The following is a 20437-nucleotide window of genomic DNA, read 5'->3' on the forward strand; positions in this document are numbered from 1 at the left end:
CGCCTTTTGAAGACGACGGCGGCGCACATATGGGAAAATGCCAACCGGAACAGATCAAGTGTCAGCCGAGACGGATTGGAGCCTGAAGCGCTGGATATACCCTCTATCTGGTCTGAAGCTGCAATTGCATCCCCCGCACATCCGGGCCGTCCAAGTTTAACCCCTTTATAACGTCGTTGCCGGGAACGATGATCGAGTTCTTGAGGACAGGACCGCCTGGCAGATTGTGTATCCCGCCGCCGCCACCGGGCGGAGGTGGTGGCGGCGGAAAAACGCCGCCACCATCCTTGACGCAAGGTGGAATGCGATAAATGCAATCATCGTTGAATTGCGCAATATCTCCACTCACAGACGGGCGAACCACATCCTGCGCATTTGCCAGAAACGGAAAAAACATACCGAAGAGAAAAATAGCCAGTCTCATTTCGCAACCTCCTGCGAAGATGCACAAATCTTGGCGCGGTCCTTCACGTCCTTGCCAGCGGCAGCTTTTGCCGCGGCATCCAGCCATGCGGGCGTGCTGTTGCGCATACCGATGGAAACGCTGTTGAAGCCTATGACGAGCGGCCTCGCAAACTGGCTATCGGAGAAGAGGCCGGAACTGTTCGTGCTGCGAATGGTGTTGTCATCGCCGGCCATGTTTTCGGCCGCCGGCTGCTGGCCCTGCGGGCCTGTGGTCGCGGCAACGTCCGCACCATCCAGAGTCTTCTGGACGTCGCCTTTGTTTCCCCCCGCATCGATGAAACCCGATCGTGCACGGCCGTTGGTGACCTTTACCCCGCGTGTCAGAAACGCCTGACGCACGACCAGCAGGCGAATGTCGTAAATATAGCGCGAACCACAATCCTCTGTCTCCGCGGTTCTCAAAATATTGCGGCTGAGAATGTACGAGAGTTTTTCGCGAAGATAGTCGTCGGCGCAATAGACCTTGGTGTCGTCATCATTGCAAAACCGCATCAGCGCATTTTGTGCGTGGAAGGGATTGATCGCATAGGTCTGCACATTCTGAAGCTCGATTTCCTCGATATCCGCCCGTGCGCCACCGAAGGCGATATTGCGTAAAAGTCCTGCCATTCCTTCCTTGCGTTCTATCCTGATGACGGGAAACAGCGCGTCCTTCACCACCAGGCCAGACGTCGTCCCATCCACAGCAACCTCCGTACGCGGTTGAGCAATCGACAGAGACTTTTTATCCTCCGACCAGGTGCTGTCGCCGAAATAAGGCGCCTCAGACTTGACCCCGAGATATCCCCGCAAATTAGGTATCTGGGTGATCTTGACGTAGCGACCGATGAAGGACTCGCTTTCGAGGTCGCTGGGCAAAGACTTGAACTTGTGGCCCGAATCCACGACCTCGGCGATGATGTCTCCGACATAAATATCCTCCTGTGGAGGATAGACCGGCTCGATTCCCAGTCTGCGGATGGATTCATTCCAGCGTTTCGGCAGGTAGTCATCCGTCACATCGGTTTGGCCCATCAGGAAAAACAGACCGGCAGAACCGATAACGACACCTGTCGCCAGTAAGGATACTCGGGCGGCATGGGGTGTCACCCACCTCCACGCACTCCTCAATTTTTCCCGCAAAGACGTTTTTGCGGGAACTTGGCCCGGAGGCTGGGCAGGCTGGGCAGGCTGGGCATTTCCATCTATTGGATCCGACATATGAACCCCGAAAGAAAAAGAAATAAATTAAGCTATAACGGCAATATATCAACTTGAAGTTTAATCAGCAATACAGTCATCGCGGGTATTTCTATTATAATTTTACGACGAAACTCCGTCAGATATCTGCACCGCGCAGATGAAAATTGCGGGCATGATTGTAATCCGCCACAAGCGCACGGCATACTTCCCCCGCCCTGCCCGAAAAAATATTAAACACCGGCGGGGCCGCGGCAAAAATCGCCGCAGCCGCAGCCGGTCAGTTGCTCTTGGCGGCGTTTTTTGCCGTCGGCTTCATTTCCGGACCGGCCTTATCGCTCGCCTTGCCGACATCATTATCCTTGTCCGTTCCGCCCTTAGGTGCCGCCGCGCCCGTATGCGCCACCACCGCCTTGTCACCCTCTTCCGAAAGCAGCGCCGCCAGCATTTGCGGATTTGCATCGCCTTCCACATGGATGTTGAGGTTACGCTGCGGGAACGGGATGGCGATCCCCTCTTCGCGGAAGCGTTTGAGGATTGCAATCCTCAGCGCGTTTTTCACGCCAAGCCCGTTCGAAAGATCGGCGAGGTGGAAACGCAATTCGAAATCCAGCGAGAAGTCGCCGAAACGGAGGAATTCCACATGCGGTTCGGGGTTGCGCAGTACGGGCGGCTGGGTGCGCACCAGTTCCAGCAGAATATCCATCACCTGCTGCGGATCGGATTCATAGGAAACTGAAACCGGAATTTCCGCACGCATGATACGGTTGCGGTGTGTCCAGTTGCCGACCGAGGAATTGATGAATTCCGAGTTCGGTACGATGATCGACTGGCCGCGGAAGGTTTCAATCTCGGTCGCGCGCACCGAAAGCCGCTTGACGGTGCCTTCCGTCGTGCCTGTCACCACCCAGTCACCCACCTTGAAGGGACGCTCGACCAGCAGGATGAGGCCGGAGACAAAGTTCGAGACGATGTTCTGAAGGCCGAAACCGATACCGACCGAAAGGGCAGACGCCACCAGCGCCAGGCTGGAGAGGTTAAGACCGGCGGAAGAGACGCCGAAAATGGCCGCAACCGCGATGCCGAGATAACCGATGCCGGTCTTGACCGAGTTGCGTACGCCCGCATCCACCTGCCCGCGCGCCATGACGTTGTTGTCCAGCCACTTCTGGAACCAGCGTGTGATGATGTAGCCGATGGCAAAGACAAGGACGCCGCCGAACAGGCCGATCAGCGAGATGGAGGCATTGCCGACGGTGATGCCGGTCAGCAGACGATAGGCCCAGCTTTCGATATCGCCCGGCTGGAACCCCCAGGAAAACAGGATGAGCGGCACGCCGAAGGCGAGTGCGATGACATAGATGCCGAGCCCTGCCGCAAGACCGGCCTGATCCAGCGCAACCGGGCCGAGACCGTAGCGCCGCCCGAGATAACGCCCGGCCAGGGATTCGGAAAAGGCGCCCTGTCGCGAAATCGCCTTGCCGGAAAGAATGCCGATATACATTGTTGCGAGCACCGCACCGGTGGCGACGATCTGCGTGGCAAGGAACCGCGCCAGCCCCACATAGCCCGTAAGGCAGGCGCCGATGAGAACAAGCCCGCCGACCCTGAGCAGAATGACCAGCCAGCGCGGCAGGCGCTGGTTGCCGGTCTCGTAGTCCTGCCCCTCACCGATCACCGGGCGCAGGAACGACACGGTGAGCAGGATGATGCCAATGATGATGGAGGCAATGAAGCTCTTGGCAACGGTGACGATCAGCGGCGAATAGAGCGTCTCGCTGATCGTGCCGAACAGATAATCAAGACCGTTGACGAGCGCCATCAAAAGCACGGCCGAGGACAGCGTGTGCGCTCCGCGATTGGAAACCTGCAACAGACGCCATTCCGGCTGCGTCGGCGCAAAGATAGCGTAGCTCAGCCGCGACACGAAATAGACGAAGCCAGTAATTGCCATAGCCCCGAACAGGATCGGCGCTATATCGGAACGAAGCACGTTGAAATTATCGAGGAAAAACGCCGAGGTCACCAGAAACAGGAAGAGCGACAGCGACTGCACCATGGTTGACCAGAAGGCCACCGAAAGCCGCCGCAGATAGGAAGGCTCTCCGGTAAAGGCCCGCCTTTCCATGCGGCTGCCGAAAAAGCGGTAACCGCCCACCAGAAACAACAGCGCCGCCATGATCGACAGCATCACCGCCCCGAACATCGGCAGGCGTTTGTAGTTCCAGACGAAACCCGCCCAGCTGCTGAAGGCGTTGTTGAGATTGGTCAGCTCGCTCACGAAGGCGGAAGAGGCGTCGCCCAGCGTCTGGGAAGAGACTTCGGTGCGCTTGAACAGGGTCGCGGCAAAAAGCGCCCGACGAACTGCCGTTATGTTGTTGGAAATCTGCGCGGCGTTGGTGGCAGTGCTCTCCACCTCGCCGGCAATGGCATTCACCTCGGCGCGCTCCGCCGTCAGCCGGGAGCGCTCCTCCGTCACCATGCTCGCTTCGGGCGGCTGTCCTTCCGCCGGGGCAGCACCAAGCGCGTCGAGACGCGTCTTGATCTGGTCGAGACGGGTCCGCAGCTTGGTGTTGGCGGCAGCAGCATCGGCTGCAATGGTATCGGCGCGTCCCTTCAGGTCCACCAGCTGCACGTCATCGCTGCCGCCCGCCTCCACCTGTTTGGCGATCGCCGAAATATCGGCCTTCCATTTTTCCAGATCCGTGCGCGCCTGCTCGACGATGGAAGCCTGGATAGCGACTGGCGCGGCCGCTGGCGCATCCTGCGCCGACGCCAAGGTTGCGGACGACAGAAAGCTGCCAAGGAGGGTGAGTACCGCGACCATTATCGCGGCCAGGGCGGCCTTTCGCCGCCGGCCGGATAAAGGCCCGCCGAACATCCGCCTACCGTCAATCATTCCGCCAAACATCAACCGCACATCCATGCCTTTCATATCTTCATCCAGCATCAGGCTATTTACCGCCTGCCGCGCGGAAAACCACCCGCAAAAAGCGAGGTTTTCGGGAGTTTATCTTGCTTTTCACCCGGAGAATCATCACCTTCAATAATGCAGCAATCATGGGAGGAAATCATGGAATCTGCTGGTATTGGCTGGATCGCAGCTATCATCATCGGTGGTGTCGCCGGGTGGCTCGCCGAACAATTCATGAAAAGCAATATGGGTGTTTTCATGAACATCCTACTTGGAATCGTCGGCGCCATCGTCGCCAACGCCATTCTCTCGGTATTCGGAATCGTTTTGACCGGATGGATCGGTTATCTCATCGCCGGCTTCATCGGCGCCTGCATCCTCATCGTCATCGGCAGAGCCTTCCGGCGCGGATAGCAAAAGACAAAATCCGTAAAATCCCGGATTTCCAGCGTTTTCCAGCGCGACTGAAATTTTTTCGTCACAAAAATCGAAGAAATTTCATTTCCGCGCTGGACAAGCCTAAACTTCCCCTTTATAGCCCCCCTCACACCGCCACACGGTGTCGGTCGGGTGATTAGCTCAGTTGGTAGAGCAGCTGACTCTTAATCAGCGGGTCGTAGGTTCGAGCCCTACATCACCCACCAAATTCTTCAAAAATGACAAGACGTTGCGGTGCTAAGTTAAAGCATCGCCTTCAGCGCCGAGGACTGAAAAAACAGTCCGCATTCGGCGCGCCTAAACATGCGGCCACGACAGTGGCCCCACCTCCCAAGAAAACCTACAACTTCGTTTCGGGTATGATTTTTGTCCCGATAAAACGTGGCCCCAAGGGTCGCCCGGCAATACGGCTTCCGAATTCCTGGGTGAAAGGAACAGGCGCTGCCCGCTTCACCGCGTCGATGGCGGAATCGATAAAGGCTTGCCGTCTAGGACTGTCTTCCTGCGGGCGCGCGGCGGTGACGACCACCTTGCCCCTTATCTGCCCATCCTTATGCAGAATGAACTGCAGCGTCACGACAAGCCCCCCGTGTCTTCCGGCGGCACCCAGCATGCGTAAATCGCATCGAACATTTCGTTGAGGTTGCTGACCGGAGCAGGATCGTTGCAGACCCGCGACTGGCCCAAAGCCTGCGTCAGAAAACCCGCGTAAAGGGTGGCCAGTGCCACGATACCCGGCAGCTTGAGGCCGCAGAAGAATGAAAACGAACGCTTGATCAAATCCATTATCCTCTGTCGGAAAGCGATCAGCCTGGCCCATCCCACCAGTTAACGTCATTTTTGAAAAAATATTTTTGTCAGTAAAAACTCTTCGCCGATTCAGCAATTGATATATAAAATCATAAAATACAAAATAAACACGGAAAAATTATAAATAAATCAAAATAATACTCAACATAAATGAAAAATAATAATTAAAAATAACAAAATAACTCCGAATTCAGAAAATAATATATTTATATTATGAAATAAAATTATAAAGACAGACAAAAATACCGAATATTTATGTATGTATATTTATAATATTTAAAATAGACTGGATACCTCGAAAAGTTACCCATAACGAACCCTTCGCAATTTAACCAAAACCCGCAGTTTGCATTGCAAGCCACTGGTTTGGTTGTATGCATTGCCCAGCCAGAGCGATGGCGCAAAAGGGGGATATCATGACATCAAAATGGGTAACGGCGGTGTTTTTCGGGGCTGCGCTGACGGTTGCTGGTACGGCGCAGGCGGACGACCTCGTCTTTTCGCTGAAGAACGGAACGAACTCCGTTCTCAATGCCTTCTACACCTCGCCGGTCGGCGTCGATGACTGGGAAGACGACGTTTTCGGAAAGAAGGCGCTTGGTCCGGGCGAAACGATGGAAATCACCATCGCCGATGGCCGCCGCGTGTGCAAATACGACATGCGTTTCGAATTCCAGGGCGATGAGCTGGAAGACCTCGAGGATACGCAGAACCTCTGCGAACTCGGCGAATATACCATCACCGAGTAAGAATCCGGCAATAACGGCCCTGCCCGATCATGGCGGGGCCTGCACCAACAAGCGGCCTTCAAAAAATCAGCCGCTCAGGCAACGCCGGTTTTGCAACAGAGCAACTAAAACGACGAAATATCAGCGCGGCAGCGCCACCCGCTCCGCAAAGCGGTCTTAATCATGCCTATGATTGGCGTGATGAGATTGATCGTCAACATATTGCTTTTCGTCCTCGGCGCAGTCGGAAGCGGCGTATGTGCGTTTCTATTGTCGGGGACGCTTGCCGATTCCGGATTTCTCGGTTCCTGTTTCGAGGGAAGTTGTGCCTATGCGGCGCTTTTCATGGTGCTGCCCGTCACATGGTTCGTGCTTTTTGCGCTTTATGTCATGGCATTGCTGGTCTGGAGACGAAAACCTTTTCGGAACGGAAGGCTCTGAAATAGGTAAGACGGCGCCGTCGCTACCGGACGTTCGTTGACAGCAATCGAGACTTACCGTTAACGTCCCGCCTGCTGGGGGATTCGCTGCCATTGATATACGGGCCTGCCCGATATCATAGGCCTCTGAATGTGCATGTTTCCGATTTGAGCGTCGCTTAACGACGGGCATGGCGGAAAACAGGGAGACCAAACGATGCGGGCCGCAATTAATTCTCCATCGCTTTCTATCGATACCATGGACTATCAGGCCGAGTGCCAGTTCGCGCTGGAGCCTTCCATTCAAGGGCTGATCGAAAAAGCGGAAGACGCAGGCTGGAACCGCCAGCAGGCCGCGCTTGCCATCGTCGCGCTCGCCAGTGAACATCTGAGTGACCTGCTTCCCGGCCTAACCGTACCGGATCAACGCCCCCTGTCCTGATAGCCTCCCGCCCGCCGGAGCTGATCAGCACCCGGCATGATTGCCAAAGCATCCCGAGAATCGATTGAGCTGGCCGGAGTATCCCCGTCGCGCCCGCAAGGGCGTTCGACGCTCCGTCGCAAGCGCGAGGGGAAAAAACGCTCCAGGCGAAGCTGCCCCCTCGACGCAGCCAGTAGTGTCCCTGTCACAGACCATCTCCAGGGCATTTCAGCTGCCCCTTGAGTATCGCTGCCACAGTGTTGACATAAGCGACCAATAATGAGAACATAAAGTGAACATTATGGAGGTCAGCGATGAACGCAGCAGACGCAACCATAGAAAATGCCCTATCCGTAGTCGCCCGCTCCCGCGATATGCGCGAGCGCGCGCTCGAGAGACGACGGGAATTGCAGCGGCGAACGGAAGTCATCATCGCCCGGCCGCTCTACGTGCTGAAAAAGAACGAAGGCCCGAAGCAATTGTCGCTGAAACTCGACAGCTAGATGGCGAAAAACAAATCCCGTGCGGATTACCTCACACACGGGATTTTCAGAATGAAGCGATCATTATCTTCTCTTATTGCATGCGTTGCATTGCGGCTTCGGGTTCGCCAGTCGTCGCAACCGTTGCCGCCGGAAGGCGATCGGTCTTTTTCAGTATGACGATGGGCTTGTCCACCGGATCCGTCGGCGGAACGATGCTTGCAGTTTTGAATTCACGGTCGACAGCAGGAACGGAAGCGTTGATCTTTTCATGACCTGCGCACTCCGCCAACGCTGCACTGGCGGAAAAACCAAGTACAGCGGCGATAATGAGAACTGATTTCATGTCATTCTCCCTTCGCTTTCGTGGCGATCTCCCAATCTAAGGGGAGACGGTCCGGATTGAAAATCACACTTTAGAGACATCTAAAGTTAAATGTCATTGCGGCAGTCGTCATCGGTCGGCCATGGGGCAATGGGTCAGGCGTGTCGCTTTTATTTTTTCCGCAGATCCAGCGGATTTTGGCAAAGCGGCCTGCGGAATATCATCGCCACATAACTTCCCTTCAGGGAAATGAGGCTAGGCTTGTAAGTCGTGGCCTGTGCCGCGTTTGCGGCCTTTATCGTTCGTCCATCTGGAGAATTATGCTGCATGGCACGCCTCCTTCCATGAGCGATAACGAAAAAACACCGTTCTTGTTCCGCAGCGGCGAAACGGCGGACAATTGAAAAGATAAGGCACCGCCGCGTGCTTCGTCTCCACGCCGGGGAGAAGGTGGCACGAATAGTCGGATGAAGGGGAAGCCTCGCCGCCTCATCCCGCTCCCGCTGAGAAGAGCGCTCCCAAACCAAACCATGACCCAAGGCTTGAAATTTTGCCCGAAACCGCTATATGGCTTTGCGAGAGGACGACCTCGGCCATTATGGCGACAGCATGCGGGACGGCCCGGTCACATACCGGAGAATAAATTGCGTTCCCTGCCCGATCGTATCCGCCACGCTCTCAGCTTCGAAATCATCGGCCTTCTGCTGGTCGTGCCGCTGGGTGCATTCGTATTTCACATGCCGATGGAAGATATCGGCATTGTCGGCCTCGTCAGCGCCACGCTCGCCACCGCCTGGAACTATCTTTACAATCTCGGCTTCGACCATGCCATGCAGCGCCTGAAAGGCACGACGCTGAAGACGCCTGCTATCCGCGTCGCGCATGCCCTGCTGTTCGAACTGGGCCTGCTGATCGTGCTGATGCCCTTCATCGCCTGGTATCTCAGCATCAGCCTTGCCCAGGCGCTGGTGATGGATATCTCGTTTGCGCTGTTCTACGTGGTCTATGCCTTCGTCTTCAACTGGGGCTACGACCGGGTTTTCCCGCTGCCGGAATGGCAGTCGCAGGACGCCGTCTGATCGACTGCGGCACCGGCCTGTGCGTCAGCGTAGCGAAGCCGTGAAAAAGCGGATGACTTCGCTGTTCAGTCGACGATGAAACTCCGCCCGGTCAAACCCCGGAATATCGCCGCATATCTGGGCCAGGGCTTTTTCCATCTCGGCAGGGCAAGGTGTTATGAACGAAAAATGCCCTGCCCCGTTCACCGTCTGATAGTCCGGTTTTGCCGGCAGGTCGTCGCGCAGCCCTAAAACATCCTCCGGCGCCACACCGTCGCCGCCGCGCTCTGAACTCCAGAGCTGAACGGGGATTTTGATATCTCGCAGATCGGCCCGCCCTGGAAAGGCGTTGAGGGGGTCTGCAACAACCACAGCCTCCACCCGCGCATCGTAGACCCGGTCCTCAGGCGAAGCAGACCTTTCCAGCATCTGAGCACACACCGCCGCCTGCCCATCCGGGCACGGCAATCCGGTATTTGGAAAATCCGGAACGCCGCCGGCAAGCACCAGCGCCGTATAACCGCCGCGCGAAAATCCGAACACCCCGATCCTTCCGGCATCGATAAAACGGGCATCGCTCCAGTTCGCCAGCATATGGTCGAGCAGGCGGACGATATCGGCCGGTCGTTCGGTCAGCGCGGAAAGATCGCCTGCCCGCTTCATGTCAATGGCGTTATCGCCGGGATGATTGATCGCCGCGACGATGAAACCGGCATCCGCCAGCGCCGCCGCAGTATCCCGATGGCTGAAATACGTACCGCCGAAACCGTGGGAGATGATGACGAGCGGATATTGCCCATCGACAACAGGGCAATCACGCACCGCTTGCAGAACGAAGGGACCGATGCGGATCTCCACCGGAGTTGCCGCGCAGGGCGACCACACCGCCGCCCTCATTGAAGGCTTGCCGCCTGCTGAGGGAATCTCGATCAACCGAAGACCGGCCGCCAGAGCGGTGCCTGTTCCGCATATGGCGGAGACAAGGGAAAGGCAAAGAAATACCAAAAATCGCATGACGGACCCGCGGATCGGAAACATTGAATGCAAGGCCGTCACCAACAGGCCTCACCCGCAACATAGAGCAATCTCTTGTAGCGGAAATGACCGTCGTGAAGACTTAGAGCGACTTCAGCGTCCAGGCCACGATTTCGCGGGTGGCGGCGGCGAAGGCCTGGTCCAGCGCTTTGACGAAATTGGCATTTCCGGAACCGCTGACGCGTGCGCTGGCGCGGAATACTTCCTGCGCCTTTACCGTGCCGTTGCGATCGTTCAAGAGCTTCACCGAAATCTCGATATCGGCGGTGTTTTTTGCCGTATCGATTTCGAAGGTGCGAATATCGCTGACCACCTGGTAATCGATCGCCAGCCCCTGCCCCGGCCGGCCGACGCCACCGAGCTTGCCGGTATCCTCGAAGGCTTGCACCAGCTTGGATTGCACCATGCGCGGCAAGCGGTCGCTCCATTGCGAATTGCCGAGATATTGCACTTCCGAGCCGGAAAGGCGCACCACGATGTTCTCGCTATCAAGCGCTTTCAGCGCCGTCGGATCGGCGATCAGCAATTGCCGGCCTTTGAGCGAGGGCCCCTGCGTCACAGTCGCCGAAGAGACGGAAAGGTCGAACGTATCGTTCGATGGGGTTCCCGCACAGCCCGCCATCGCAGCCGCAAGCAGCGGAGCCAGAAGCAGGGCACGGCGCTTATGGCCGTTCATCAATCGTGTCATTGGCCCATACCCCTTTTAGCGCCTTGTTCTGCCGTCATATTGTTTCACGGTTTCGCCGCCGAAAATCAACCGCTGCGGATCGCGGTCGATATTGGTGATCGCATTGTTGAGATTGTCGACCGTCTGCCGCGTGCTGCCGATGAGCGCCTGGAAATCCTTTAGGCCCGAACTGGAGAAGCGCGTCAGATTTTCGGCAATCGGCCCGATTCGGGCATTGAGATTGTCGGCCACGGCCTTGAACGAGGTCAAAGTCTCGCGCGCCTTTGCAAACAGCGAATTGGCATCGTCGGTTCCAAGCATGCCGTCCACCTTGGCAAGAATGCCATCGACACGGCTTGAGGCAAGGTTCAGCTTGCGGCCCATCTCGGTGAAATCGGAGACGGCCTGGTCGATATCGGCCCGGCGTGCGCCGACATCGTCGGCAATTCGCTTGAAGTTCGCCACGGCATCGCGCGCATCGGCAGTCGCTGCGGAAACATCACCCACCACGGTGCTGACCTTTGCGGGATCGACCGACGCCAAGAGCTCATCCGCGCGCTTCACCACCGTCTGCACTTCCGTGCTTGCCGCCTCGAAGTTGCGCGCCGTGCTCTGCACCGTTTCCATGATGCCCTGAATATCGCTGGAAGCGGAAGCGACGTCCTTCGTCACCTTGTCGACGTTAGACAGGATGGAATCGATCTTGCCGGCATCCACCGCCTTAACCAAATCTTCGATAGCGGTCAGCGTGCTGTCCAGGCGCACCGAGACCGATTGAACGGTCGTGGAAAGCGAACTGAGGCTGGCTATGAAACTCTTGATACCATCGGAATTGGCGGCCAGCGCATCGGAGAATTTCTCGGCGTTACGCACCGTCTGCGTCAGCGGCCCACGGGCATCCTGCACGAAACCCTGCAATTCGCCGATAGCGCCATCGGCACGTTTCAGGATCTTGTCGGCGGTGGCAAGAAGGTTGGTGACGCTGGAAAGATCGGCCGTCAGCTCGGCGGGAACGCCGCTTTCCACCGATTTCTGCAGAATGCGCTCACCATCCTTGTTGCCGCCGGAAAGCTCGATATAGGCAGCGCCCGTCAGGCCCTGAATTTCAAGCACCGCGCGGGTGGAAGGGAAAACCGGCGCGTCCGCCTGCACTTCGGTAAAGGCGATGGAATAGGCCGGATCGTCACGGTCGATCGCAAGACCGCGCACCGTGCCGACAGGAATGCCGTTGAAGCGCACCGGAGAGCCGACGGAAAGGCCGTTTGCCGAGCCGGGAATACGCACCACGAGCTGCGCCGTCGGTCCACCCCGGCCGAATTCCGCCATCCAGTAAACGAAGCCGAATGCGGCGGCGATCACGATCAGCGTGAAAATTCCGACTATGGTGTAGTTCGCCTTGGTTTCCATGCTTCTTGTTACTCCACCGGATTTTCGTGTCTGTCGTCCGGAAGAACGACAGAGCGCGCCCGTTTGCCACGGAAATAGGACTGCACCCAGGGGTCGTCACAGGCAAACATGTCCTGCAAGGTCCCTTCCACCAGCACCTTCTTCTGCCCAAGCACCGCAATGCGGTCGCAGACGGAGAACAGGCTGTCGAGGTCGTGCGTCACCATATACACGGTCAAACCGAGCGAATCGCGCAAGCGCGCGATCAGCATATCAAATTCCGCCGCCCCGATGGGATCGAGGCCGGATGTCGGCTCATCGAGGAATACGAGGTCGGGATCGAGCGACAGCGCGCGCGCAAGCGCCGCACGCTTGATCATGCCGCCGGAAAGCTCCGACGGGTATTTGTCGCCCGCATCGGGCTTCAGGCCCACCATCTCGATCTTGAGATAGGCAAGCTCGTCCATCAGCTTTTTCGGCAGGTCCAGATATTCCCGCATCGGCAGCTGGATGTTTTCCTTCACCGTCAGGCCGGAAAACAGCGCCCCCTGCTGGAACAGCACGCCGAGCCGCTGGTCGAGCATCATGCGGTCGTCTTCGCCGGCCTTGTCGTAATCGGTACCGAGAATGCGGATTGCACCCGCCTGGCGTGGCAGAAGCCTCAAGATCGCGCGCATCAGGACGGATTTACCCGCGCCGGATGGGCCGATGAAGCCAAGGATTTCACCGCGATAGACGTCCAGATCGAGATTCTCAAGCACGTTCCTGCCGTTGAAACCGACAGTCACACCCTCGACGGAAAGAACCGTCTCACGGCCGTCCTTTGCAGTTTTTGTCTCTTGCGGCTTCTGGTCCAAAGTTTCCAACGCGCCCTCCTTAAAAATCGATGGCTGCGTAGAAGATGGCAAAAAGGCCATCCACCAGAATAACGACGAAGATCGATTTGACCACCGACGACGTGACGTGTTTGCCGAGCGATTCCGCCGAACCGCCGACCTTCATACCCTCAACCGCCGCAACGATGCCGATGATGAGCGCCATGAACGGCGCCTTGATCATGCCGGCGGCGATGGTCGATTCCTCGACCGCGCCGTGCAGACGCGACAGAAACACTTCGAAGGTAATGCCGGAATAGAGAAGCGTGACGATGGCGGCGCCGAAAAGTGCGGCGAAATTGGCAAGGATGGTCAGAAGCGGCAGTGCGATTGTCAGCGCCACGAGACGCGGAAACACCAGCACGCCGACAGGGTTGAGACCGATCACCTTCAGCGCGTCGATTTCCTCGCGCATCTTCATCGAGCCGATTTCCGCCGTGATCGCACTGCCGGAGCGACCCGCGATCATGATCGCGGTCAGAAGCACGCCGATTTCTCGCAATTGCAGAATGCCGACGAGATCGACGACGAAAACTTCCGCGCCGAAATACCGCAGCTGGAAGGCGCCCTGCTGGGCGATGATGGCGCCGATCAAAAACGACATCAGCATGATGATCGGCACGGCGCGCACGCCCATATGGTCGATCTGGTTGACGATGGCCGCCGGCGAGACGCCACGGCCGCGCCCGAGCTTCATCTGCGCGCCGCGCACGGCAGAACCCAGAATATACATGCCCGCGAGGAAATCCGCACCATTCTGGACGACAGCTTGTCCGATCGGCGAGAAGAAGCGTTCGGCAAGTCCCACCTTGGCGGCAGGCTCACCCTCCATCGCCGCTTTATCCGGCAATTGGCCGATCAGATCCTCGATTCGCTCGTTTCCGGTAAGCGTGACGGTAACGCCCTTCGCTTCCATATCTTCGCGCAATCGCCGGATGACCCAGGCGCCGGTCGTGTCGATTGCCTCCACCGAGGAAAGATCGATCTCCACCGGACCGGCAGGGCCGCTTTTCTCGATGTTTTCGAGGCGTGCAAAAATGCCGGAAAGATTGCTGTTGCGCCAGGAACCGCTCAAGGCATACCGCTGGCCGCCGCCGGAGACGGCGCCGTCTTCGGTGATTGCGGCCGGGTTCGCCTGTTGCCGTATATCCTGTTCTTGCATAATGCTCCGAGCGAGTGCAGCCGTCACGAGATTCTTAAAGGTTTCATAACGGTTTGGCCTTCGGCAAGCCACAGTGACAGCCGACAATTCGCGATAAATTTGGCGTCATGTGTCTTTTAACGCCTGTTAGGAAGTGAAAAAACATGCCCCGTTACCTTCAAGCCACAACAGAACGTTTCGCCGTTGCTGGCAGCTTCACTATTTCACGCGGCACCCGGACGCATGCGGATGTCGTAACGTGCACCATCCGCGATGGTTCCTTTACCGGCATTGGCGAATGTGTGCCCTATCCGCGTTATGGCGAAAGCATCGAAGGCGTTGTCGCCGATATCGAAGCAATGGCTGAGCAGATTGCCGGCGGCCTGACACGGCAGGAATTGCAGCAGGTGATGAAACCCGGCGCCGCCCGCAACGCAGTGGATTGCGCACTATGGGACCTCGAAGCCAAGATGAGTGGCAAAAGTGCTGCCGAACATAGTCTCGGACACGCGGCAAAACCGCTCGTTACCGCCTATACCATCTCGCTTGCCGACCCCGAGACCATGGCGGCGAAAACGGCGGAAAACGCTGGCCGCCCGCTGCTGAAGATCAAGACCGGAACGGCGGATGACGAGGCGCGCCTGCGGGCCGTGCGCACCGCAGCACCTGACGCGCGTATCATCATCGACGCCAATGAGGGCTGGAACGACGATAATATCGAATATTATCTGAAACTTGCAGCGGAACTGAACATCGCGCTCATCGAACAGCCGCTTCCCGCCGGCAAGGACGCCATCCTGGCCCGCATCGACCACCCGGTCCCCATCTGCGCCGATGAAAGCGTGCATTCCACCAGGGACCTCGCCGACCTGCGCGACCGTTACGATGCGATCAACATCAAGCTGGACAAGACTGGCGGTCTCACGGAAGCACTTGTCATGAAGGCAGAGGCGGAGCGGCTAGGCTTCATCATCATGGTCGGCTGCATGCTCGGCACCTCGCTTGGCATGGCTCCCGCCGTTCTGGCCGCCCAGGGAGCCGCCTTCTCCGATCTCGACGGCCCGCTGATTCTCAGGCAGGACCGGCAGCCGGGCCTCGTTTACGAGGGTTCGCTGGTTTATCCGCCGCAGCCGGAGTTGTGGGGATAAGAGCCGTCTTCGGGTTTCGTGTGAAAGCACTACGCCGCACATCGCAACAATCTTTGCAGTATCACGTAAACTGCATGACCAGCCTTGCATCACACTCGACGTCATCCTCGGGCTTGTCCCGAGGATCTATCCACGTCGCGCGAAATCAATCGGTTGCAGATCCTTGGGACAAGCCCAAGGATGACGACAGAAAGCTGAGCCATCCCGCGCTTAGGGATCGCCCTGCCTGTTGAACCAACCCCAATCAGGCCGCGTGCTTGCCAATCAGCCCCGGAATATCAACCGGTTCCATCTCGTCCGATGTGCGTTCAGGGACATCGCTTGTCTGCATCCAGGTGATCAGCTCGAAAGTGCCATCGGCATTTTCGGCAATCGCCGTGCAGCTTTCCACCCAGTCGCCGGTGTTGATGTAGCGGATGCCATCCATGTCTTCCATCACCGCATGGTGAATGTGGCCACAGATAACGCCTTCGACATTGTTGCGGCGCGCCTCGTCGGCGACCACACGCTGGAATTCGCCGATGAAGTTGACGGCGTGTTTGACCTGCAGCTTGGCCCAGGCCGAAAACGACCAGTAAGGCAGGCCGATGCGGCGGCGCACCGCAGCAATGGCGATGTTGATTGCAATCGCCGCGTCGTAGGCCCAGTCACCGAGATAGGCGAGAAGGCGGGCATTGCGCACCACCACATCGAACTCGTCGCCATGGATGATGAGATATTTCTTGCCGTCTGCCGCCTCGTGGATCATGCGCTCGGCCACTTCGATACCGCCGAAATGCATGCCCGGGAACTCGCGCAGGAATTCATCGTGGTTGCCGGGAATGTAAACGATACGTGTTCCCTTGCGGGCCTTGCGCAACAGCTTCTGCACCACGTCGTTGCAGCCCTGCGGCCAGTACCAGCTGCGGCGCAGACGCCAGCCGTCGATGATGTCACCGACCAGGATGATCGTATCGGCCTCGTGATGTTTCAGGAAGTCGAGCAAAAAATCCGTCTTGGCCGCCTTGGAACCGAGATGGACATCCGAAATGAAAAGCGTTCTGAACTGTCTGGTTTCAATTTGACCGGCCACGGATTTAATCCCCTTGTTCGGTTGCGTCCCTGCGGCTTTCTTCCCTCTCAGAACCAGACTCGTGTTGCAGCAACATGACAATGGCCGGTTTTTATATGGAATATGACTGATGGCATCACGAAAACGCGAATAAGCCATGCCCGCATTTGCATGAGGGGGCGGCAAATAACGGCTGTACCATGGGAAAGTTTGTTGTATTCAGAGGGCCGGAATTGAACCAGACATGACGGTGGAAGACATGACCTCTCACGATAAGAACAACACGCCCGCCAACACGGCAAAGGCCGACATCGAGGAACAGGCGCTCTTTTTCCACCGCTACCCGCGCCCCGGCAAGCTGGAAATCCAGGCTACCAAGCCCCTTGGCAACCAGCGCGATCTGGCGCTTGCCTACTCGCCGGGTGTCGCCGCCCCCTGCCTCGCCATCCATGAAAATCCGGAAATGGCAGCGGAATATACCGCCCGCGCCAATCTCGTTGCAGTGATTTCCAACGGTACGGCAGTGCTTGGCCTTGGCAATATCGGCCCGCTTGCGTCCAAGCCTGTTATGGAGGGCAAGGCCGTCCTCTTCAAGAAATTCGCCGGCATCGACGTTTTCGATATCGAGATCGATGCGCCCGGCATAAACGACATGGTCTCCACCATCGCAGCGCTGGAACCCACCTTCGGCGGCATCAACCTTGAAGACATCAAGGCGCCCGAATGTTTCGAGGTGGAGCGCCAGCTGCGCGAGAAGATGAACATACCCGTCTTCCACGACGATCAGCACGGCACGGCGATCATCGTCGCCGCCGCCGTCACCAACGCGCTGGAACTGGCCGGAAAATCGCTTTCGAGCGTCAAGATCGTTGCGTCAGGCGCCGGTGCGGCAGCCCTTGCCTGCCTCAACCTGCTTGTCGCCATGGGCGCAAAGAAAGAAAACATCTGGGTCCACGATATCGAGGGCTTGGTTTATGACGGCCGCAACTCGCTGATGGACGAGTGGAAGGAAGTCTACGCGCAGAAGACCGACAAGCGGGTTCTGGCCGACTCGATCGACGGCGCGGATGTCTTCCTCGGTCTTTCGGCGGCAGGCGTGCTGAAGCCGGAACTTCTGGAGCGCATGGCGGAAAATCCGCTGATCCTGGCGCTTGCCAACCCCAATCCGGAAATCATGCCGGAGGTGGCCCGTGCTGCCCGCCCGGATGCGATGATCTGCACCGGCCGTTCGGACTTCCCGAACCAGGTCAACAACGTGCTGTGCTTCCCCTATATCTTCCGCGGCGCGCTGGATTGCGGCGCAACCACGATCAACGAGGAAATGAAGATGGCCGCTGTGCAGGCCATTGCCGAGCTTGCCCGCGAGGAAGTCTCGGAAGTCGCCGCCAAGGCCTATAGCGGCGAAACGCCGATCTTCGGCCCGAACTACCTCATTCCCTCGCCTTTCGATCCGCGTCTCATCCTGCGCATCGCGCCGGCCGTTGCCCGTGCTGCCGCCGCAAGCGGTGTCGCCGCCCGCCCGATCAGCGATTTCGAAGCCTATCTCGACCAGCTGAACCGCTTCGTCTGGCGTTCCGGCTTCATCATGAAACCGGTCTTCAACGCCGCCAAGGTTGCCGAAAAGAAGCGCATCATCTTTGCTGAAGGCGAAGACGAACGCGTGCTGCGCGCCGCACAGGTGCTTCTGGAAGAAGGCACCGGCATCCCGATCCTCATCGGTCGCCCGCAGATCATCGAAACGCGCCTGAAGCGCTTCGGCCTGCGCATCCGTCCGAATACCGATTTTGCGGTGGTCAATCCCGAAGACGATCCGCGTTACCGCGACTACGTCGATGATTATTTCGCCCTCGTCGGCCGCGCCGGCATCAACCCGGAGGCGGCCCGCACCATCGTGCGCACCAACTCCACGGTCATCGGCGCGCTGTCGGTGAAGCGTGGTGAGGCGGATGCGCTGATCTGCGGTCTGGAAGGCCGTTACGACCGGCACCTGCGCGACGTGAACCAAATCATCGGCAAGCAGGAAAGCGTTCGCTCTTTCGCAGGCCTCAGCCTGCTCATCACCCAGCAGGGCGCGCTGTTCCTCACCGACACCTTCGTCAACAACGATCCGACCTCCGAAGAAGTGGCTGAAATGGCCATTCTCGCGGCAAAGGAAATCCGCCGCTTCGGCATCACGCCGAAGATCGCGCTCGCCAGCCACTCCAATTTCGGGTCGCGCGATTCGGAAAGCGCCCGCAAGATGCGCCGCGCCCTGAAGATCGTGCAGGCAGCGGCACCCGAATTGGAAGTGGACGGCGAAATGCAGGGCGGCTCGGCACTTTCGGAAGCGCTGCGCAAGCGCGCGATGCCCAACAGCGTGCTGACCGGCGAAGCGAACCTGCTGGTCTTCCCGAACCTCGATGCCGCAAACATCACGCTCGGCGTCACCCGCACGCTGACGGAGGGCCTGCATGTCGGCCCCATCCTGCTTGGCACGGCACTTCCCGCCCACATCCTGTCGCCCAGCGTCACCTCGCGCGGCGTTGTCAACATGGCGGCCTTTGCCGTCGTGCAGGCATCGCACCCTTCGGTGTGATGTTGTGGGGGTGTGATGTTGCGGGCGCATTAACGCAATTTTGAACATGCTGTTGCCGCATTGCGGCAACAGCTTATGTTATCTTCCTGAAACACGGATTTCGTGAAGTATAACGCCCTCTCCTCCCGCGCTGAGGGAGACATCGAACGGACGGACAATTGACCCGGCACCACCGCCGCATCATCGGCCTCCTGCTTCCCCTTCTTTTCACAGCCCCGGTCGCCTCTTTCGCGGATGAGGTCTGCGATACGCTCCATGCGCAACTGCGCGAGCCTCCACGCGTCATCGGCAATACGGCCGAGGTACGGCGTTACGCCAATGCGCTCACCCGCCAGAACATCGAGATTCGCAGGATCAGGAACGATCTGCGCCGTTACGGCTGTTCATCCGCAAGCGTCACCGTTTATGGCAGCCCGAATGCCGACCTCTGCGCAGAGATCAGCGACGCGATGGCGGATGCGCAGAGCGAACGCGATGCCATCATCCGTGACCGCGACGATGCCATGGCGGCCCAGGGCAGCGATGATGGCGACATCAGACGCCAGCGCATTCTCGCCGCCCTTGACGCCAATGGCTGCAGCGCCATTCCGGAAACGGAAGCGCGCCAGCCGACGGCCCCCGATGTGACACGTTACCCCGACGCCTTCGGCCAACAGGGCAATCCGCCGGGACAGGCAGGGCTTTCGCCCTACCCCAATGCCGCTGCGGAAGGCGGGCTCCGGACGCTGTGCGTGCGCACCTGCGACGGCTCGTTTTTCCCCATCGCTTCCAATGCCTCGCCGCTCGATTTCCGTGCGCAGGCCGAACAATGCCAGAAAATGTGTCCGGGTACGCAGACGGAGCTTTATTTCCACTCCATGACGGAGCAGGAAACGGCTGACATGGTCTCGGCTGAAACGGGAAAGCCCTACAAGGACCTGCCGACCGCCTTTGCCTATCGAAATGCCTCAACCAAAGCCCCAGGCTGCGCCTGCAACATGGCCGCCTATCACGAGGAGATGAAGCAGCAGGAGGCTGCGCGGCCGGAAGCTGAGAAACCCTATTCCAGCATCACGACCATTCCATCACCGCAAGGTGACACCCCTCAGAAACCCACCGAACTGCAGCAGGCCGCAAAACCGCCGGAACAACCGGTTCCGGAACGCGACTATGACCCGAACAACAGCAAGGTCCGCGTCATCGGCCCTAAATTCCTGCCCGACCAGACAGGCCGGATCGACCTGAAAAACCCGGCGCTGAAGGGCATTCAGCCGCAGCAATAGCTCCTATCAAGCACCCGGTATGGAGTTGGCAACGCTCTGTCTCACTCACAAGACGGTC

21 protein-coding genes and 1 tRNA gene are annotated in these 20437 nt (G+C 58.2%); 10 read left to right on the top strand and 12 right to left on the bottom strand.

All coding sequences use genetic code 11. The features are described from left to right. Positions 1-103 precede the first annotated feature (103 nt). The 3 genes from CRO62_RS25585 to CRO62_RS25595 all read right to left on the bottom strand — a co-directional run bounded on the left by CRO62_RS25585 (position 104) and on the right by CRO62_RS25595 (position 4594). A complete protein-coding gene (locus CRO62_RS25585; RefSeq protein ID WP_097102711.1) occupies positions 104-424 on the bottom strand; it encodes a hypothetical protein in 321 nt (106 codons plus the stop codon). Further along, positions 421-1554 (bottom strand): hypothetical protein, encoded by a 1134-nt coding sequence (locus CRO62_RS25590; RefSeq protein WP_097102713.1) that lies wholly within the window; start codon positions 1552-1554, stop codon positions 421-423. The genes CRO62_RS25585 and CRO62_RS25590 overlap by 4 nt, the downstream gene beginning before the upstream one ends. A gap of 370 nt (positions 1555-1924) precedes the next feature. After that, entirely contained in the window at positions 1925-4594 is a 2670-nt protein-coding gene (locus CRO62_RS25595; RefSeq protein WP_323455516.1) for a mechanosensitive ion channel family protein, read from the bottom strand. A gap of 123 nt (positions 4595-4717) precedes the next feature. On the opposite strand from CRO62_RS25595, the gene CRO62_RS25600 reads away from it, so the two are divergent. Further along, positions 4718-4972 (top strand): GlsB/YeaQ/YmgE family stress response membrane protein, encoded by a 255-nt coding sequence (locus CRO62_RS25600; RefSeq protein WP_003515453.1) that lies wholly within the window; start codon positions 4718-4720, stop codon positions 4970-4972. Positions 4973-5126: 154 nt separating this feature from the next. Continuing rightward, a tRNA-Lys gene (locus CRO62_RS25605) sits at positions 5127-5202 on the top strand. Between the two features lie 134 nt (positions 5203-5336). Here the strand turns inward: CRO62_RS25605 and CRO62_RS27740 are convergent. Together CRO62_RS27740 and CRO62_RS27745 are read right to left on the bottom strand one after the other, a co-directional pair. Beyond that, the gene (locus CRO62_RS27740) at positions 5337-5573 is read right to left on the bottom strand and encodes a hypothetical protein (RefSeq protein ID WP_323455517.1); all 237 of its coding nucleotides are present in this window, start codon (positions 5571-5573) and stop codon (positions 5337-5339) included. After that, positions 5570-5776, bottom strand: a complete 207-nt coding sequence (locus CRO62_RS27745) for a hypothetical protein (RefSeq protein ID WP_323455518.1) — start codon at positions 5774-5776, stop codon at positions 5570-5572. Before CRO62_RS27745 ends, CRO62_RS27740 begins: the two co-directional genes overlap by 4 nt. Before the next feature lie 446 nt (positions 5777-6222). Here CRO62_RS27745 and CRO62_RS25615 point away from each other — a divergent pair, with 446 nt between their 5' ends. The 4 genes from CRO62_RS25615 (at position 6223) to CRO62_RS25630 (ending at position 7877) form a co-directional block, all read left to right on the top strand. Beyond that, positions 6223-6555 (top strand): hypothetical protein, encoded by a 333-nt coding sequence (locus CRO62_RS25615; RefSeq protein WP_097103317.1) that lies wholly within the window; start codon positions 6223-6225, stop codon positions 6553-6555. A 168-nt stretch (positions 6556-6723) separates the two neighbouring features. Further along, positions 6724-6975 (top strand): hypothetical protein, encoded by a 252-nt coding sequence (locus tag CRO62_RS25620; protein WP_097102715.1) that lies wholly within the window; start codon positions 6724-6726, stop codon positions 6973-6975. 195 nt (positions 6976-7170) lie between these two features. After that, complete coding sequence (locus tag CRO62_RS27310; RefSeq protein WP_003515467.1) at positions 7171-7395, top strand: hypothetical protein; 225 nt, start codon at positions 7171-7173, stop codon at positions 7393-7395. A 293-nt stretch (positions 7396-7688) separates the two neighbouring features. Continuing rightward, positions 7689-7877, top strand: coding sequence for a hypothetical protein (locus CRO62_RS25630; protein WP_003515469.1), 189 nt, complete (start codon positions 7689-7691; stop codon positions 7875-7877). A gap of 73 nt (positions 7878-7950) precedes the next feature. On the opposite strand, the gene CRO62_RS25635 is transcribed toward CRO62_RS25630, so the two are convergent. Further along, positions 7951-8202 (bottom strand): hypothetical protein, encoded by a 252-nt coding sequence (locus CRO62_RS25635; RefSeq protein WP_003515471.1) that lies wholly within the window; start codon positions 8200-8202, stop codon positions 7951-7953. 623 nt (positions 8203-8825) lie between these two features. Between CRO62_RS25635 and CRO62_RS25645 the strand changes: the two genes are divergently transcribed. Further along, the gene (locus CRO62_RS25645) at positions 8826-9260 is read left to right on the top strand and encodes a PACE efflux transporter (protein WP_097102717.1); all 435 of its coding nucleotides are present in this window, start codon (positions 8826-8828) and stop codon (positions 9258-9260) included. 24 nt (positions 9261-9284) lie between these two features. Here CRO62_RS25645 and CRO62_RS25650 read toward each other — a convergent pair whose 3' ends face one another. The 5 genes from CRO62_RS25650 to CRO62_RS25670 all read right to left on the bottom strand — a co-directional run bounded on the left by CRO62_RS25650 (position 9285) and on the right by CRO62_RS25670 (position 14364). Further along, positions 9285-10253: an alpha/beta hydrolase family protein gene (locus CRO62_RS25650; protein WP_097103319.1), complete on the bottom strand. Its 969-nt coding sequence runs from the start codon at positions 10251-10253 to the stop codon at positions 9285-9287. A gap of 103 nt (positions 10254-10356) precedes the next feature. Continuing rightward, entirely contained in the window at positions 10357-10962 is a 606-nt protein-coding gene (locus tag CRO62_RS25655; protein WP_097102720.1) for an ABC-type transport auxiliary lipoprotein family protein, read from the bottom strand. Between the two features lie 15 nt (positions 10963-10977). Then, entirely contained in the window at positions 10978-12348 is a 1371-nt protein-coding gene (locus CRO62_RS25660) for an MCE family protein (protein ID WP_097102722.1), read from the bottom strand. Between the two features lie 8 nt (positions 12349-12356). Beyond that, the gene (locus CRO62_RS25665; RefSeq protein WP_097102724.1) at positions 12357-13193 is read right to left on the bottom strand and encodes an ABC transporter ATP-binding protein; all 837 of its coding nucleotides are present in this window, start codon (positions 13191-13193) and stop codon (positions 12357-12359) included. A 10-nt stretch (positions 13194-13203) separates the two neighbouring features. Beyond that, a complete protein-coding gene (locus CRO62_RS25670; RefSeq protein ID WP_097102727.1) occupies positions 13204-14364 on the bottom strand; it encodes an ABC transporter permease in 1161 nt (386 codons plus the stop codon). 143 nt (positions 14365-14507) lie between these two features. On the opposite strand from CRO62_RS25670, the gene dgcA reads away from it, so the two are divergent. After that, on the top strand, positions 14508-15491 hold the full coding sequence (dgcA, locus tag CRO62_RS25675; protein ID WP_097102729.1) for an N-acetyl-D-Glu racemase DgcA: 984 nt from the start codon (positions 14508-14510) through the stop codon (positions 15489-15491). Between the two features lie 244 nt (positions 15492-15735). On the opposite strand, the gene CRO62_RS25680 is transcribed toward dgcA, so the two are convergent. Continuing rightward, positions 15736-16572: a UDP-2,3-diacylglucosamine diphosphatase gene (locus tag CRO62_RS25680; protein ID WP_179784665.1), complete on the bottom strand. Its 837-nt coding sequence runs from the start codon at positions 16570-16572 to the stop codon at positions 15736-15738. Between the two features lie 229 nt (positions 16573-16801). On the opposite strand from CRO62_RS25680, the gene CRO62_RS25685 reads away from it, so the two are divergent. Both CRO62_RS25685 and CRO62_RS25690 read left to right on the top strand, forming a co-directional pair. Beyond that, positions 16802-19117 (top strand): NADP-dependent malic enzyme, encoded by a 2316-nt coding sequence (locus CRO62_RS25685; protein WP_003515491.1) that lies wholly within the window; start codon positions 16802-16804, stop codon positions 19115-19117. Between the two features lie 158 nt (positions 19118-19275). Then, positions 19276-20379 carry a DUF2865 domain-containing protein gene (locus tag CRO62_RS25690; RefSeq protein ID WP_179784627.1) on the top strand — a complete coding sequence of 368 codons (1104 nt, stop codon included), beginning with the start codon at positions 19276-19278 and terminating at the stop codon, positions 20377-20379. The last annotated feature ends 58 nt before the right edge of the window (positions 20380-20437 follow it).

The sequence above is a fragment of the Rhizobium sp. AN6A genome, from assembly GCF_900215635.1.
GTDB lineage: Bacteria > Pseudomonadota > Alphaproteobacteria > Rhizobiales > Rhizobiaceae > Agrobacterium > Agrobacterium tumefaciens.

What these genes read in the sequence shown, in the direction of transcription:
- CRO62_RS25685 (WP_003515491.1), top strand. Translation starts at nt 16,802, where the DNA reads ATGACCTCTCACGATAAGAACAACACGCCCGCCAACACGGCAAAGGCC.
- dgcA (WP_097102729.1), top strand. Translation starts at nt 14,508, where the DNA reads ATGCCCCGTTACCTTCAAGCCACAACAGAACGTTTCGCCGTTGCTGGC.
- CRO62_RS25620 (WP_097102715.1), top strand. Translation starts at nt 6,724, where the DNA reads ATGATTGGCGTGATGAGATTGATCGTCAACATATTGCTTTTCGTCCTC.
- CRO62_RS25585 (WP_097102711.1), bottom strand. Translation starts at nt 424, where the DNA reads ATGAGACTGGCTATTTTTCTCTTCGGTATGTTTTTTCCGTTTCTGGCA.
- CRO62_RS27310 (WP_003515467.1), top strand. Translation starts at nt 7,171, where the DNA reads ATGCGGGCCGCAATTAATTCTCCATCGCTTTCTATCGATACCATGGAC.
- CRO62_RS25635 (WP_003515471.1), bottom strand. Translation starts at nt 8,202, where the DNA reads ATGAAATCAGTTCTCATTATCGCCGCTGTACTTGGTTTTTCCGCCAGT.
- CRO62_RS25660 (WP_097102722.1), bottom strand. Translation starts at nt 12,348, where the DNA reads ATGGAAACCAAGGCGAACTACACCATAGTCGGAATTTTCACGCTGATC.
- CRO62_RS25650 (WP_097103319.1), bottom strand. Translation starts at nt 10,253, where the DNA reads ATGCGATTTTTGGTATTTCTTTGCCTTTCCCTTGTCTCCGCCATATGC.
- CRO62_RS25595 (WP_323455516.1), bottom strand. Translation starts at nt 4,594, where the DNA reads ATGCTGGATGAAGATATGAAAGGCATGGATGTGCGGTTGATGTTTGGC.
- CRO62_RS25670 (WP_097102727.1), bottom strand. Translation starts at nt 14,364, where the DNA reads ATGCAAGAACAGGATATACGGCAACAGGCGAACCCGGCCGCAATCACC.
- CRO62_RS25615 (WP_097103317.1), top strand. Translation starts at nt 6,223, where the DNA reads ATGACATCAAAATGGGTAACGGCGGTGTTTTTCGGGGCTGCGCTGACG.
- CRO62_RS25655 (WP_097102720.1), bottom strand. Translation starts at nt 10,962, where the DNA reads ATGACACGATTGATGAACGGCCATAAGCGCCGTGCCCTGCTTCTGGCT.
- CRO62_RS25600 (WP_003515453.1), top strand. Translation starts at nt 4,718, where the DNA reads ATGGAATCTGCTGGTATTGGCTGGATCGCAGCTATCATCATCGGTGGT.
- CRO62_RS25630 (WP_003515469.1), top strand. Translation starts at nt 7,689, where the DNA reads ATGAACGCAGCAGACGCAACCATAGAAAATGCCCTATCCGTAGTCGCC.